The 13,323-nt window shown below is 72.5% G+C and carries 14 protein-coding genes; 6 read left to right on the top strand and 8 right to left on the bottom strand.

What is annotated here, in order from left to right:
* The first annotated feature begins 20 nt into the window (after nt 1-20).
* Nucleotides 21-1,208 (top strand): acetyl-CoA C-acetyltransferase, encoded by a 1,188-nt coding sequence (locus L2C96_RS35130; protein WP_017984478.1) that lies wholly within the window; start codon nt 21-23, stop codon nt 1,206-1,208.
* On the top strand, nt 1,208-2,176 hold the full coding sequence (gene meaB / locus L2C96_RS35125) for a methylmalonyl Co-A mutase-associated GTPase MeaB (protein WP_237339242.1): 969 nt from the start codon (nt 1,208-1,210) through the stop codon (nt 2,174-2,176). The genes L2C96_RS35130 and meaB overlap by 1 nt, the downstream gene beginning before the upstream one ends.
* A gap of 1 nt (nt 2,177) precedes the next feature.
* Here meaB and pdxR read toward each other — a convergent pair whose 3' ends face one another.
* Nucleotides 2,178-3,527: a MocR-like pyridoxine biosynthesis transcription factor PdxR gene (pdxR, locus tag L2C96_RS35120; RefSeq protein WP_237339241.1), complete on the bottom strand. Its 1,350-nt coding sequence runs from the start codon at nt 3,525-3,527 to the stop codon at nt 2,178-2,180.
* Nucleotides 3,528-3,573: 46 nt separating this feature from the next.
* Between pdxR and L2C96_RS35115 the strand changes: the two genes are divergently transcribed.
* The gene (locus tag L2C96_RS35115) at nt 3,574-4,038 is read left to right on the top strand and encodes a carboxymuconolactone decarboxylase family protein (protein WP_237339240.1); all 465 of its coding nucleotides are present in this window, start codon (nt 3,574-3,576) and stop codon (nt 4,036-4,038) included.
* Entirely contained in the window at nt 4,035-4,745 is a 711-nt protein-coding gene (locus L2C96_RS35110) for an isocitrate lyase/PEP mutase family protein (protein WP_237339239.1), read from the top strand. Before L2C96_RS35115 ends, L2C96_RS35110 begins: the two co-directional genes overlap by 4 nt.
* A gap of 45 nt (nt 4,746-4,790) precedes the next feature.
* Here L2C96_RS35110 and L2C96_RS35105 read toward each other — a convergent pair whose 3' ends face one another.
* From L2C96_RS35105 to L2C96_RS35080, 6 genes are all read right to left on the bottom strand, one after another.
* Nucleotides 4,791-5,765, bottom strand: a complete 975-nt coding sequence (locus L2C96_RS35105; RefSeq protein WP_237339238.1) for an ABC transporter substrate-binding protein — start codon at nt 5,763-5,765, stop codon at nt 4,791-4,793.
* A gap of 32 nt (nt 5,766-5,797) precedes the next feature.
* Nucleotides 5,798-6,832 carry an ABC transporter permease gene (locus L2C96_RS35100; protein WP_237339237.1) on the bottom strand — a complete coding sequence of 345 codons (1,035 nt, stop codon included), beginning with the start codon at nt 6,830-6,832 and terminating at the stop codon, nt 5,798-5,800.
* The gene (locus L2C96_RS35095) at nt 6,829-7,596 is read right to left on the bottom strand and encodes an ATP-binding cassette domain-containing protein (protein WP_237339236.1); all 768 of its coding nucleotides are present in this window, start codon (nt 7,594-7,596) and stop codon (nt 6,829-6,831) included. Before L2C96_RS35095 ends, L2C96_RS35100 begins: the two co-directional genes overlap by 4 nt.
* Entirely contained in the window at nt 7,596-8,621 is a 1,026-nt protein-coding gene (locus L2C96_RS35090) for a class I mannose-6-phosphate isomerase (RefSeq protein ID WP_020420194.1), read from the bottom strand. Before L2C96_RS35090 ends, L2C96_RS35095 begins: the two co-directional genes overlap by 1 nt.
* The gene (locus L2C96_RS35085) at nt 8,618-9,601 is read right to left on the bottom strand and encodes a LacI family DNA-binding transcriptional regulator (RefSeq protein WP_237339257.1); all 984 of its coding nucleotides are present in this window, start codon (nt 9,599-9,601) and stop codon (nt 8,618-8,620) included. Before L2C96_RS35085 ends, L2C96_RS35090 begins: the two co-directional genes overlap by 4 nt.
* Before the next feature lie 102 nt (nt 9,602-9,703).
* Entirely contained in the window at nt 9,704-10,948 is a 1,245-nt protein-coding gene (locus L2C96_RS35080) for an aspartyl protease family protein (RefSeq protein ID WP_237339235.1), read from the bottom strand.
* 247 nt (nt 10,949-11,195) lie between these two features.
* Here L2C96_RS35080 and L2C96_RS35075 point away from each other — a divergent pair, with 247 nt between their 5' ends.
* On the top strand, nt 11,196-11,558 hold the full coding sequence (locus tag L2C96_RS35075) for a DUF3817 domain-containing protein (protein WP_020420191.1): 363 nt from the start codon (nt 11,196-11,198) through the stop codon (nt 11,556-11,558).
* A 53-nt stretch (nt 11,559-11,611) separates the two neighbouring features.
* Here L2C96_RS35075 and L2C96_RS35070 read toward each other — a convergent pair whose 3' ends face one another.
* Entirely contained in the window at nt 11,612-12,472 is an 861-nt protein-coding gene (locus L2C96_RS35070) for a LysR family transcriptional regulator (protein ID WP_237339234.1), read from the bottom strand.
* Nucleotides 12,473-12,557: 85 nt separating this feature from the next.
* On the opposite strand from L2C96_RS35070, the gene L2C96_RS35065 reads away from it, so the two are divergent.
* Complete coding sequence (locus L2C96_RS35065) at nt 12,558-13,283, top strand: SDR family oxidoreductase (RefSeq protein WP_237339233.1); 726 nt, start codon at nt 12,558-12,560, stop codon at nt 13,281-13,283.
* The last annotated feature ends 40 nt before the right edge of the window (nt 13,284-13,323 follow it).

Raw genomic sequence — 13,323 nt, 5'->3', positions numbered from 1 at the left:
TTCGTCTGTTGGAGGCTGCTGTGTCCGGTTCCGTCATCCTGGGTGCCGCGCGTACCCCGATCGGGCGTCTGCTCGGTTCACTGAAGGACTTCACGGGCGCGCAACTCGGCGGGATCGCCATCAAGGCCGCGCTGGAGCAGGCCGGGGTGTCCCCGGACAAGGTGCAGTACACGATCATGGGTCAGGTGCTCACCGCGGGCGCGGGCCAGATCCCGGCCCGTCAGGCCGCGGTCGCCGCAGGCATCCCGATGGACGTGCCCGCGCTGACCATCAACAAGGTGTGCCTGTCCGGCCTGGACGCCATCGCGCTGGCCGACCAGCTCATCCGCGCCGGCGAATTCGACCTCGTGGTGGCGGGTGGCCAGGAGTCGATGACCCAGGCGCCGCACCTGCTGCCGAAGTCGCGGTCCGGCTTCAAGTACGGCGACACCGCGCTGCTCGACCACATGGCCTACGACGGCCTGTTCTGCGCCTTCGACCAGTGCGCGATGGGCGCGTCCACGGAGAAGTACAACTCCCGCTACGGCATCACGCGCGAGGACCAGGACGCCTTCTCGGCCCGGTCGCACCAGCGCGCGGTCGCGGCCGCCGAAGCCGGCCGGTTCAAGGCCGAGCTGGCGCCGGTGTCCATCCCGCAGCGCAAGGGCGACCCGGTCGTGTTCGACACCGACGAGGGCGTGCGCGCCGACACCACCGCGGAGAGCCTGGCGAAGCTGCGCCCGGCGTTCGCCTCGGACGGCACCATCACCGCGGGCTCGGCCTCGCAGATCTCCGACGGCGCCGCCGCGGTCGTCGTCGCCAGCCGGGCCAAGGCCGAGGAGCTGGGCCTGGAGCCGCTCGCCGAGATCGGCGCCCACGGTGTCGTCGCCGGCCCGGACGCGAGCCTGCACGAGCAGCCGTCCAACGCGATCAAGGCCGCGCTGGCGAAGGCGAAGCTGGACGCGAGCGCGCTGGACCTGGTCGAGATCAACGAGGCGTTCGCAGCGGTCGGCCTGGTGTCGACGAAGGCGCTGGGCATCGACCCGGAGATCGTGAACGTCGACGGCGGCGCCATCGCGCTGGGCCACCCGATCGGCGCGTCCGGCGCGCGGCTGGCCGTGCACCTGGTGCACGAGCTGCGCCGCCGCGGCGGCGGGCTCGGCGCGGCCGGGCTGTGCGGTGGTGGTGGCCAGGGCGACGCGCTGCTGATCAAGGTGCCCGCGCTGTAGTGCCACTGGACGTCGGGGAACTCGTCGACCGCGCGCGGGAGGGACAGCCGCGCGCGGTCGCCAGGCTGATCTCGCTGGTCGAGGACGCGCACCCGCGCCTGCGTGAGGTGGCCGCGGCGCTCACGCCGCACACCGGCCGGGCGCGGGTGATCGGCCTGACCGGGCCGCCCGGCGTCGGCAAGTCGACTTCGACGTCCATGCTGTTGTCCGCATTGCGCGCGGAGGGCAAGCGCGTCGGGGTGCTCGCGATCGACCCGTCGTCGCCGTTCTCCGGCGGGGCGCTGCTCGGCGACCGGATCCGGATGACCGAGCACGCCACCGATCCGGGCGTGTTCATCCGCTCGATGGCCACCCGCGGGCACCTGGGCGGCCTGTCCTGGGCGACGCCGCAGGCGGTGCGGGTGCTCGACGCCGCCGGGTTCGACGTCGTCCTGATCGAGACCGTCGGGGTCGGCCAGTCCGAAGTGGACGTCGTGAAGCTGGCCGACACCACGGTGGTGCTGCTCGCGCCCGGGCTCGGCGACGGGATCCAGGCGGCCAAGGCCGGGGTGCTGGAGATCGCCGACGTGTTCGTGGTGAACAAGGCCGACCGCGACGGCGCGGAGACCGTGGTGCGCGACCTGAAGCAGATGATCGCCTACGCGCGGCGGGAGATCCGCGGCGAGAGCTGGCGGCAGCCGATCGTGCGGACGGTCGCCGCGCGCGGCGAAGGCGCGCAGGACCTGGTCAAGGCGCTGTCCGAGCACCACGACTGGCTGACTTCGCACGGGGAGCTGGAGCGCCGCCGCGCCGAGCGGGCCGCGGACGAGGTGGCGGCCATCGCGCTGCGCGAGCTGCAGGCGCGGCTGACCGACCTGCACGGCGGCGGGCACCTGCCCGCGGTCGCGAAGAAGGTCGTCGAGCGCGAGCTGGACCCGTACGCCGCGGCGGACGAGCTGCTCGCGGCGCTGCGAGCCGACCGCGGGTGACTCAGGCGCGCAGGCCGTCCACCAGGGCCTCCACCGCCGGGCCGAACGCGTGCTCGGCCGGCGTCGCGTAGCCGATCACCAGTCCGCCGGGGCCGGTGCCCGTCCAGTAGCGGCTCAGGTAGTCCACCGCCACCGATCGCGCGCGCAGCGCCCGCAGCACGGCGGCTTCGTCCGGCACACGCAGCACCAGGTGCAGTCCCGCGGAGATGCCTTCCGGCACGAACCCCGGCGGCAGCGCGGCGATCAGCCGGTCCCGGCGGCGGCGGTAGGCGACGCGGCGCTGCCGGACGTGCCGGTCGTACACCCCGGAGTTCAGCAGGTCCGCCAGTGCCAGGTGGTCGATCACCGGGGCCCGCCAGCCCAGCGCCGTCATCGTGTCCAGCGTCGGCCCGACCAGGCGCCGCGGCAGCACCAGCCAGCCGATCCGCAGCGACGGCGCGAGCGTCTTGCTGACGCCGCCCGCGTAGATGATCCGCTCCGGCGCGAGCGACTGCAGCGCCCCGACCGGCTGGCGGTCGAACCGGAACTCGCCGTCGTAGTCGTCCTCGATCACGAGGCCGCCCGCGGCCGCCCAGCAGGCCAGCGCGGACCGGCGTTCCGGCGCGAGCGTGACCCCGAGCGGGTACTGGTGCGCGGCCGTCACGACCGCCACCGGACTGTCCAGTTCGGACACCCGGATGCCGCGTTCGTCCACCGGCACCGTGACGATCTTCGCGCCGCCCTTGGCCGCGCCGTCGCGGAACTCCGGCAGCGACGGGTCTTCGAAGGCGATCTCGTCGAACAGGTGCCCGAGCACGCTGATCGCGTGGGAGTAGCCGCCGCACACCACGATCCGGTCCGGGTCGGCCAGCACGCCGCGGCTGCGCGCGAGGTACCGGGCCAGGGCCTCGCGCAGCACGGCCGGCCCGGCCGGGTCGCCGTAGTCGAACGAACCGGCGGGCAGCGATTGCAGGACCCGGCGCATCGCGGACGCCCACGCCGTGCGCGGGAACGACGACAGGTCGGGCCGCCCGGGGAACAGATCCCAGCGCGCGTCCCGGAACCAGGCGGACGTGGGCGGCCCGGACTTCTCGCGGGGTTCCGCGGACGGGCGCGGGCCGGCGGCGACGCGGGTCGGCGCGCCCTGGCTGGTGCGCAGGTACCCCTCGGCGGTCAGGTCGCCGTAGACGCGGGTGACGGTGCCGCGGGCGATGCCGAGGTCGGCCGCCAGCGCTCGTGTCGAGGGCAGCGCCGTCCCGGGCGCGAGGCGGCTTTCGCGGATGGCACGGCGCAACGCGTCCGCCAGCCCGCGCCTGCCCGCGGACGGCGACCAGTCGAGGTGGAGGTCGGAACTGGACCACGAACGTGCCACAGAACTGGACCATACTCGTGTGCCAGCGGCGGATAGCGTGGTCGTCATGACCAAGCGAATCCAGTTGTCCGCCGCGCTGCCTGAGGCCTACAAGTCGATCCTCCACCTGCACACCGTCGTCGAGAAGGCGGCCGCGAACGCGGGGCTGGACCAGCGGCTGATCGAGCTGGTGAAGATCCGCGCGTCGATGCTCAACGGGTGCGCCTACTGCATCGACCTGCACTCGCGGGACGCCCGCAAGCTGGGGGAGAGCGAGCGGCGGATCATCATGCTCAGCGCCTGGTGGGAGACCGATCTCTACACCGAGCAGGAACGCGCCGCGCTCGCGGTGACCGACGCGATGACCCGGCTGCCGCAGAACCAGGACGTGCCCGACGACGTCTACCAGCAGGCGACCAGCGTGTTCACCGAAGAGCAGTACGTCGCGGTCGCGTGGGCGGCGACGGTGATCAACGCGTTCAACCGGCTCGGCGTCACCAGCCACAAGCCGCTCCCGGCGGACCCCCAGTGAGCGCCGAGGCGCTGCGGGCGCTGCACGTCCCGGGAAAGCCGCTGTTCCTGCCGAACGCGTGGGACGCCGACACCGCGCGGCTGGTCGAGGAGGCGGGCTTCCCGGTTGTGGCGACGTCGTCGGTCGCCGTCGCCGCCGCGCTGGGCTACCCGGACGGCGAGGCCGCACCGGCCGAGGAGATGTTCGCCGCCGCCGCGCGGATCGCGCGGGCGGTGTCGGTGCCGGTGACGGTCGACGCCGAGAGCGGCTACGGGCTGACCGGACAAGAGTTCGCCGAACGGCTGCTGGCGACCGGCGCCGTGGGGTGCAACTACGAGGACACCGACCATGCGCGCGGCGCCCCGCGGCCGGTCGATGAGCAGGCCGCCCGGCTGGCGGCGGTGCGCGCGGCCGCGGGGCGAGACCTGGTGATCAACGCCCGCATCGACGTGTTCCTCGGTGCGCCGGACCCGCGTGCCGTGCTGCCGGAGGCGGTCGAACGCGCGCGGGCGTACCTCGAAGCCGAGGCGGACTGCGTGTACCCGATCCTGCTGCGCGACCGCGAGGTCCTGGCCGAGTTCGTGCGTGCGGTGAGCCCGGCCGCGGTCAACGCCAACGGGCCCGTCGCCGAGCTGGCCGAGCTGGGCGTCGCGCGGATCTCGCTCGGCGCCGGGTTGTGGCGGGCCGCCCGCGGGTGGCTGGCCGAGCACCTGAAGACGCTGCGGTGAAACCGGGGAGGTGCGCACCCCCAGTGGCGCACCTCCCCGGCCCCCTCAGCAGGACTGCTTGTAGAAGTACTGGCTGTTGGCGTCCATGTTCGCCTTCGTGATGGAGTGCAGCGGCGCCGTCAGGTTGCGGGTCACCGGCTTGCCCTCCAGCGCGGCGACCGCCTGCTGCACGCCCTGCTGCCCGATCATCGCCGGGTCCTGCGCGATCAGCGCCTGGTACTCGCCGTTGCGCAGACCCTCCACTTCGGACGGACTGGCGTCGAAGCCGACCAGCTGGACCTGGCCCACCTTGCCTGCGTTGCGCAGGCCCGTCGCCGCGCCCTCGCCGGTGTTCAGGTTGGTCGCGAAGATCCCCACCAGGTCCGGGGTCGACGCGAGCGCCGCGGTCACCTTCGACGCGGCCTGCTCCGGCTCGTTCTGCGTGAACTGGATGCCGACCGACTTGAGGTTCGGGTACTTCTTCAGCTGCTCCTCGAACCCGGCCGCGCGCGCGTTCGTGGTCGAGGTGCCCGCGATCGTGTCCAGCACCAGCACCGACCCGGTCTTCCCGCCTGCCAGCTGCGCCAGCGTGTCCGCCGCGAGCTGCCCGCCCGCCGTGTTGTCCGAGGAGATCGACGACTGCGCCACGCTGGTGTCCTTCAGCGCCGTGTCGACCTCGACGATCTTCACGCCGCGCGAGGCGACCTGCTGGATCGGCGCGAGCATCGCCGTGTCGTCGGTCGGCGCGATGAGCAGCGCGGCGGGCGGGTTCGAGCCCAGCGCGTTGACCTTCTCCGTCTGCAGCGCCGCCTCGAACTTCTGCGGCGCCGAGGTGTCCAGGGTGTAGCCGAGTTTCTGCGCCTCGGCCTGCGCGCCGCACTGCATCGAGATGTAGAACGGCTCCGCCTGCACGCCCGGGATGAGCGTGAGCCGCTTGCTGTTCTCCGGTGCCGCGCCCCCGGAGCCGCCGACCTGACCCGATCCGCAGGCGGCCAGCAGCACCGCGGTCGCCGCCAGTCCGGCGATCTGCGCCAACTTCATCCGATCCCTCTCCCTACCTCGTTGTACGGATTTCAGCGGGAATTGCGCGCCCGGCGGCGCCGTTGGTCGAACCACACCGCGGCCACCAGCACCGCGCCGACCGCGATCATCTGCCAGAAGTCCTGGACGTGCGTGATGTTGAAGCCCTTCTTCAGCACCGCCGGGATGAACACCCCGATCACCGTGCCCAGCACCGACCCGGCCCCGCCGAACAGGCTCGTCCCGCCCATCACGGTCGCCGCGATCGCGTTGAGGTTGTCGTTGGTGTGCGCCGTGATCGTGGTCGAGGCGTAGTAGGCCAGCGACAGGAAACCCGCCACCCCGGCCAGGAACCCGGTCAGCAGGTACACCTTGAGCAGGTGCGCGGTCACGCCGATCCCGGCCCGGCGCGCGGCCTCGGCGTTCGAGCCGACCGCGTAGGTGTAGCGGCCGAAGCGGGTGGTGTGCAGCAGCCACGCGCCGATCAGGGTGATCACCGCGGCCACCAGCACCAGGTTCGGGACGCCGCCGAACGACGTGCCGTAGCCGAGCGTGCGGTTGAGCGTGGTCGGCACGCTGCGCACGTCGGAGCCGCCGTTGAGCAGGTACGCCGCACCCAGCGCGGCGCCCATCGAGCCGAGCGTGACGATCAGCGGCGGGATCTTCGCGACCGCGATGAGGAACCCGTTGATCAGCCCCCACGCCGTGCCGGCCAGCACCGCCGCGACCAGGCCGACGGTGATCACACCCCACCCGGCGGTGCTCGCGTTACCGCCGGAGAGCGCCTCCATCGTCTTGCCGCACACCATGCCGGCGAAGATCAGCACCGAGCCCACGGACAGGTCGATGCCGGAGGTGATGATCACGAACGTCATCCCGACCGACAGCACCAGCAGCACCGACGTCTCGATCAGCAGCGTCTGGAAGGTGAACACGGTGGCGAACTCGTTCGGCGCCAGCACCGTGAACACCGCGATCAACGCGAGCAGCACCAGCGCGATCCAGAACGTGTTGGCGCCGATCAGCCGCTGTCCCAGGGACCGCTTGCCGATCCCGCCGCTCACCTCGGTCTGGACCGCCGTGCTCACGCCGCCTCCTCGTGGGTCAGTGCGCCGGTCATCGCCGCCACCAGGTCCTCGAGCTTGGTCTCCGCCGCCACGAACCGGGCCACGCGCGTGCCCAGCCGCAGCACCTCCACGCGGTCGGCGACCGACAGCACCTCGGGCATGTTGTGGCTGATCAGCACCACCGCGATGCCCTCGTCGCGGACCCGCCGGATGACGTCCAGCACCCGCTCGCGCTGCACCACGCCGAGCGCGGCGGTCGGCTCGTCCATGAACACGACCTTCGACGCCCAGACCACCGACCGCGCCACCGCGACGCTCTGCCGCTGCCCGCCGGACAGCGAGCCGATCGGCACGTCCGTGCTCTGCAGCGTCACGCCCAGCCGGTCGAACTCCTCGATCGCGCGGCGCCGCATCTCGGCCTTGTCGAGCATGCCGAGCCTGCCGAGGATGCCTTTGCGGCGTATTTCCCTGCCGAGGAACAGGTTCGCCGCCGGATCGAGCTCCGGGGCGACCGCGAGGTCCTGGTACACCGTCTCGATGCCAAGGCGCCGCGCGGTCACCGGCGAGTCGAGCGACACCGTCCTGCCGTCCAGCCGGATCTCGCCGGAGGTCGGCTGCTCCGCGCCGGACAGGCACTTGACGAGGGTGGACTTCCCCGCGCCGTTGTCCCCGATCAGTGCGGTCACCTCACCCGCGCGGGCCTGGAAGGAGGCGCCGCGCAGGGCCTCCACCGAGCCGTAGTGCTTGACCAGGTTCCGCGCGTCGAGCAGGACGGTGTCGTTCATCAGCGCGCTCCGGGGGCCGGGGGACGGCAGCGGATGACGGTCAGGTCGCCTGCCAGTTCGAGCTGCCCGGCGGCGTGCGGGACGACCAGGGTCTCGCCCTTGGCCACGGCGATCTCGCCGCCGTGCTCGGTGCGCAGCGTGCCCTGCCCGTCGAGCGCCACGAACACGGCGAACGACGGGTCGAGCGCGAGCGCGGGGGACGGGCGGAGCTGGTCGGCCCGGAAGAACTCCGCCGAACCCGCGGCCAGCAGGTCCACAGTGGACCCCGGCTCGTCGGCGGTGTGCTTGACGATGCCCGCCAGCCGCTCGTCGTCCCAGCCGGAGGTGTCGAGCGCCTGCAGCGCGGTGTCGAAGCCGAGGCCGAGGTGCCCCTTGTCCGGGTCGTCCAGGAAGTTCCGCCACTCGATGGTCAGCGAGAAGTCGGTGGGCTGCTGCAGCTCGACGACGAACACGCCCGCGCCGATCGCGTGCGGCAGGCCGGCCGGGATGTAGACCGTGTCGCCGGGGCGGACCGGGACGCTGTTCAGCGCGCCGAGCATCGCCTCGGTGTCCTGCTCGCGCACCCAGCCGTCGACGGTGGCGGGGCTGACCGTCTCGCGGAATCCGGGGTAGACGCGCGGGTCGTCGCCGCTGGTGCCGACCACGATCCAGGCCTCGGTCTTGCCGAAGTGCGAGTCGAAGTGCTTGCGGGCGAACGCGTCGGTGGGGTGGAAGTGCACCGGCAGCCGCTGACCGGCGTCGAGCAGCTTGACCAGCAGCGCGGTGGAGTCGCGAAACGCCGCGACGTGCTCGGCGCCGAGCCAGGACTCCGGGTCGTCGCGGACGGCGTCGCGCAGCCAGCGGCCGTCGGGCAGCCGGGTCAGTCCGGACTCCTCCTGGCCGAAGCGTGTCGTGGTCGACGCGACCCAGTCCTCCGGGCCGAAGGCGGAGTCCTGTTCGGACACTCCGCGCAGCGCGGCGATCGCCGCGCCGCCGCGGTAGAACTGGGCGGGCTGGTTGGCCGGGAGCTTGATCGGGGCGGTCACGGGGCCACCTCACCGGAGCCGCGGGGAACGAGGTGCACGGGCAGGACAACCTTTCTCGGTGCGGAGGCATCGCCGTTGATGCGGGCGAACAACAGCTCGGCCGCCGCCGACCCGAGACGGCTCACGTCGTGCGCGACGACGGTCACCGGCGGGTCGAGCAGGTCGGCGAGTTCGAAGTCGTCGAAACCGACGACGGCGGGGCGCGGCGCGACGTGGGCCAGCGCCCGCAGCAGGTGGACGGTGACGCGGTTGTTGCCCGCGATGATCGCGGTCGCCGGGTCCGGCCCGGCGAGCAGGCGGGCGACCGCGTCGGCGACGCTCTGCCTGGTCGGCGGGCGCAGGATGGCGAGGCGCTCGTCGAAGCGGACCCCGGCGCGGGCGCACCCCTCGCGGTAGCCGCGCAGGCGCTCGGCGGCGGTGTAGATGTCCGGCCGGTCGCCGACGAAGGCGATCCGGCGGTGCCCCTGCCGGGCCAGGTGGGCGACCGCTTCGACGGTGCCGCCCGCGTTGTCGACCAGCACGGTGTCGGCGGTGATGTCCCCGGCCGGGCGGTCCACGAACACCACTGGCGTGCCCGCCCGCATTTCCGGCAGCAGGTAGCCGTGCTGGGTGCCGGCCGGGACGATGAGCAGCCCGTCGACCCGGCGGGAGCAGAATTCCAGCGCCAGCTCGCGTTCGCGGTCGGAGTCCTCCTCCGACGAGCCGGACAGCACGTGCCTGCCGAACGCGGTGGCGACCTTCTCGGCGGCGCGGGTGAGCTCGGAGTAGAACGGGTTGCCCACGTCCTCGACGACCAGGCCGATGGTGCCGGTGGTCGAGCCGCGGCGCAGGTTGCGCGCGCCGAGGTTGCGCCGGAACCCGAGCTCGTCGATGGCGGCCAGGACGCGTTCGGCCGTCTCCGGGTGCACCGCGGGCTCGTCGTTGACCACGCGCGAGACCGTCTTGATGCTCACCCCGGCCAGACGGGCGACGTCGTTCATCGTGGCGCGCCGCGACGCCTTCCCCGGACCCGACGACAACGTTGTCATAGCGGGTGGATTTCACACCACCGGGCGGCGGTGTGTCAACCGCCGCCCGGCTGGTCAGGGTTCCAGGTAGCAGTTCATGCCGGTGTAGTCGAAGGTGACGGCGAACGGCTTGAAGAACTCGTGGGTGAAGTTGGCGATGATGTCGAACCCGAACATCGCCGACTGCCCGGGGCCCGGCGTGCCTTCGACGGGACCGGTGCTCGCGGACCCGCGCACGTCGTGGCCGACGGCCCGGCCCAGCGAGATCCGCTCGGCGGTGATCGGGTAGACCGGCCTGCCGTTGATCTCGCCGGGGTTCGCGTAGTCCACCGGGATGCCTGCTCGCTCGGCCATCTCGACCGTGGTGTCCAGGCCGTGGGCGATGCCGCCGGTGTCCAGCGTGACGATCTTCGGCCCGTAGTCGTTGAGGCTGCCCAGCGAGCACGGGTAGTGGTCCCCGGCCAGCCACAGCGGCACTCGTGCGGCACGCGGCCCTGGCCGGAACGGGGCGTCCTTGCGCCGCAGCACCAGCGCGCGGCGGGCGTAGTCCATCGTGGTCAGCAGGCGGTAGAAGACCGTCGTGCCGAGCACGCCCGCGGGAATCGCGCCGTCCGGGAGCGCCGGTTTGGGCTGGTTCGTCCACTGCATGGGGATGTTGCGGATTTCGAGGTCGCCGAACCGGATCGAGTCGAGGATCCCGAGGTGGATGGTGACCGGCCGGTTGCCCGCGTAACCCGAAACCGTGGCGAGGGAGCGCAGGCCCAGTTCGTCGGCCACCGGCTGGTCCAGGTCGAGCGTGCCGTAGGTGTCGAGGAGGAACCGGCGGGGCTCACCGCCGTTGAGGGACGCTTCGACGGTCGGCAGCGGATCGAGGTCGATGAAGGGGAGCCGGACCGCCGTCGCCCCCCGGATCTCCCACGGCTTGCCGCGCAACGCGGCGTACTGGGTCCCGAACGGCGTGCTCCCGAGCAACGGCACCGCGCGGTCGTGCCGGTCCTGCCGGACGAAGCACTCCGCCAGCTTCCGGGTGGTGTCGGTATCGCCGGGAACCAGTTCGAGCGCGCGGGAAAGAAACCGTTCCGCGTCGGGAAACCGGTTGTGCAGCAGGGCGATGTAGCCGCGCTGGGCGGCCGCGCGGGCGTTCGCCGGGTCCCGGCGCAGCAGCTTGGCGTAGCCGCGGTCGGCGGCGTCGAACGAGCCGGCCCGGAACAGCCGGTCCGGGTCGGCTTCGGTCGCGTTCGCGAGACCGGAGGTCACCAGTGGGACAGTGGCGGTGGCCAGGCCGGCCCGCCACAGGAAACCGCGTCGGCTGAGTGTCATGCCACAAGGCCTACCGGCGGGGGCCGATCGGTGACCGATGACGGCGTCATACGTGATCCATATTCCGTGGGTGACCGTGTGGCTACGCGGATCCTCTGTGGACGACCGCTCGTGATGATGATCACGACCCCCGAAGTACCCGTGAGGACCATCACGCCTCACACTGGGTACCGAAGCGTCCGACAGCGTGGTTGACGTAGACCGGAGTCGGACGTTTTCTCATGTGCTTCTCACAAGGAGGAAAGCAGTGACCAGCAAGGCCGCTCTCGTGTTCCGCGTGGCCGCCGTCGCCGAGGCGCTGTCCTGGGCGGGTTTGCTGATCGGGATGTTCCTGAAGTACGTCGTCGACGCCCCGAACGAGGGCGGCGTGCCGGTGCTCGGCATGGTCCACGGCGTCGTCTTCGTCGTGTACCTGGTCGTCACCCTGGCCGTGTTCAAGCCGCTCGGCTGGCGCCCGAAGACCGTGATCACCGCGCTGCTGGCGAGCATCCCGCCGCTGTTCACCTGGTGGTTCGAGACCTGGGCCCTGCGCACCGGCAAGCTGGACGGCCCGGAGCGCCTCACCCACGGCGGCACCGGCCTGATCGTCCGGGACACCGTCTCCGCCTGATCTTCACCGCGAAGCGCCGCCGCCACGACCCGTGGCGGCGGCGCTTCGTGCTGTCACGCCGTCTCGTAGAGCGCGGCCGCCGAGCGAACGAGTGCGGCGACGGCGGTTGAGCGGCTGCTCGCCGGCCAGGCGAGCACGGTCGTGACCTCCGGCGCGTCGACGACGGGCACCGCCACGTGCTCCGGCCACTGCCAGGCCCGGCTGGACGCGGGGATGACGAGCAGCGTCCGCCCCAGTGCCACGAGCTGGGCCAGCTGCGACTGCGTGCGCACCTCCGGGCCGGGGCCGGGCGGGTAGGTGCCGTCGAGCCGGGGCCACCGCGCGATCGGCAGGTCCGGGACGTCGCTGACGTCGGCGAGCGTGAGCTGCGCGCGGGCCGCGAGCGGGTGCGCCGCGGGCAGGATCGCGACCTGCCCTTCGACGACGAGGTCTTCGGTGTCGAAGCCGGCGAGGTCGTCGAATGGGCGGTGCATGATCGCCACGTCGGCCCGCCCGTCGCGCAGCAACCCGGCCTGCTCGCCCACTTCGCACAGGAGGACCTCGACCGGTGGCACGTCCGGTTCGGCCGCGGCGGCGTCCAGGAGCCGCTGCAGGAGTTCATGTGACGCCCCGGCTTTCGTCACGAGCACCAGCGGCCGGTGCGGGTCCGCGGCGCGGCGGGTGCGGCGCGCGGCGGCCGTGACCGCGTCGAGCGCCACCCTGGCTTCGCGGAGCAGCACCCGCCCGGCGTCGGTCAGCGCCACCCCGCGGCGGTCGCGGTCGAGCAGCCGGGCGCCGAGCCGCTGTTCCAGCTGCCGGATGGCGCGGGAGAGCGGCGGTTGCGCGATCCCGAGCCGCTCCGCGGCGCGGCCGAAGTGCAGCTCCTCGGCGACGGTGACGAAGTAGCGGAGCTCGCGGGTTTCCAGATCACGCACGGTTTCGAGCCTACGCGCGCTGATACCTGCCGAGTATCACAGGATAGCGAGCTGATCTTGGACAGCGCGTTCCCGCGCGCCGAGCATGGGCCGCGTGAACGACACGAAGATCGCGCTGGTCACCGGCGCGAACAAGGGAATCGGTTACGCCATCGCGCAGGGGCTCGGCGCGATGGGCCACACGGTCGCCGTCGGGGCGCGTGACGACGCCCGCCGCGAAGAGGCCGTCGAGCGGCTGCGCGCCGCGGGCGCCGACGCGTTCGGGGTGGCCCTCGACGTCACCTCCGACGACAGCGTCGCGGCTGCCGCGGCGGCGATCGAGCGCAGAGCGGGACGGCTCGACGTCCTGGTCAACAACGCGGGCATCGGCGGCCGGACCGACGGCGGCGCGCAGGATCCGACCACACTGGACCTCGACGTCGTCCGGACCGTCCTCGACACCAACGTGTTCGGCGTCGTCCGGGTGACGAACGCGATGCTCCCGCTGCTGCGCCGCGCCGGCTCGCCGCGCATCGTCAACATGTCCAGCAACATGGGCTCGCTGGCACTGCGGACCGGCCCGGTGATGGCCGCCTACGCGCCGTCGAAGTCGATGCTCAACAGCATCACCGTGCAGTACGCCCGCGCGCTCGCCGACACGAACGTCATCGTCAACGCCGCGTGCCCCGGGTACGTCGCGACCGACTTCACCGGCTTCGCCGCGCCCCGGACTCCCGAGCAGGGCGCGGCCATCGCGATCCGGCTCGCCACCCTGCCCGACGACGGGCCGCGCGGCGGCTTCTTCGACGACGACGGCGTCATCCCCTGGTGAACCGCACTCCCCGCGCCGCACCTCGCGGCGCGGGGAACGC

Origin of the sequence: Amycolatopsis tucumanensis (genome assembly GCF_021654135.1) — a bacterium.
GTDB classification, from domain to species: Bacteria; Actinomycetota; Actinomycetes; order Mycobacteriales; family Pseudonocardiaceae; genus Amycolatopsis_E; species Amycolatopsis_E tucumanensis.
The sequence above is the reverse complement of the archived record's forward strand: the minus strand, read 5'-3'. Positions and strand labels throughout refer to the sequence as shown.

What these genes read in the sequence shown, in the direction of transcription:
- L2C96_RS35085 (WP_237339257.1), bottom strand. Translation starts at nt 9,601, where the DNA reads ATGAACGACGTCGCCCGTCTGGCCGGGGTGAGCATCAAGACGGTCTCG.
- L2C96_RS35095 (WP_237339236.1), bottom strand. Translation starts at nt 7,596, where the DNA reads ATGAACGACACCGTCCTGCTCGACGCGCGGAACCTGGTCAAGCACTAC.
- L2C96_RS35115 (WP_237339240.1), top strand. Translation starts at nt 3,574, where the DNA reads ATGACCAAGCGAATCCAGTTGTCCGCCGCGCTGCCTGAGGCCTACAAG.
- L2C96_RS35065 (WP_237339233.1), top strand. Translation starts at nt 12,558, where the DNA reads ATGGGCCGCGTGAACGACACGAAGATCGCGCTGGTCACCGGCGCGAAC.
- L2C96_RS35105 (WP_237339238.1), bottom strand. Translation starts at nt 5,765, where the DNA reads ATGAAGTTGGCGCAGATCGCCGGACTGGCGGCGACCGCGGTGCTGCTG.
- L2C96_RS35080 (WP_237339235.1), bottom strand. Translation starts at nt 10,948, where the DNA reads ATGACACTCAGCCGACGCGGTTTCCTGTGGCGGGCCGGCCTGGCCACC.